The organism is Bartonella sp. AA83SXKL, assembly GCF_042196965.1.
Classification (GTDB): Bacteria; Pseudomonadota; Alphaproteobacteria; order Rhizobiales; family Rhizobiaceae; genus Bartonella.
This window is the reverse complement of sequence record NZ_JBHIRG010000185.1, coordinates 371-710: the sequence shown is the minus strand read 5'-3', so window position 1 is coordinate 710 and position 340 is coordinate 371. Positions and strand designations below refer to the sequence as shown.

At 32.6% G+C, this 340-nt stretch carries 1 protein-coding gene; it reads right to left on the bottom strand.

The window, feature by feature from the left end; all coding sequences use genetic code 11:
• The coding region (locus ACFINO_RS10500) for a type II toxin-antitoxin system HicA family toxin (RefSeq protein ID WP_375655786.1) at positions 1–106 on the bottom strand (106 nt) is incomplete at its 3' end.
• Between the last annotated feature and the right edge of the window lie 234 nt (positions 107–340).

The window sequence follows — 340 nt, the reverse complement described above, 5'->3', positions numbered from 1 at the left end:
CAACCTTACCATCTTTTTTACATTTATGGTGCGAACCTTTTGCTTTGACAATTTCAAAGCCATCTCGTTTTAATTTGGCAATTATCTTTCGGCTATTTTGTTCCATTCCCTAATCTCATAATGTGTATATATTTACACACTATACTTTTTCTTATTTTAAGTCAACGTTTTTAATAACCACAATGTTTCTGGAGAGCGTTAAGGACTATCCGCAATGAAGGTACAAGGTATGGTAATTCTTGATCTTCACTAACAAGATACTGTAGCGCAGCATAAAAATTATGCTGTCTATATAGGTGTTGTGTTTCTTTTATTACCTCTTGCATATTCAAAAATTGTG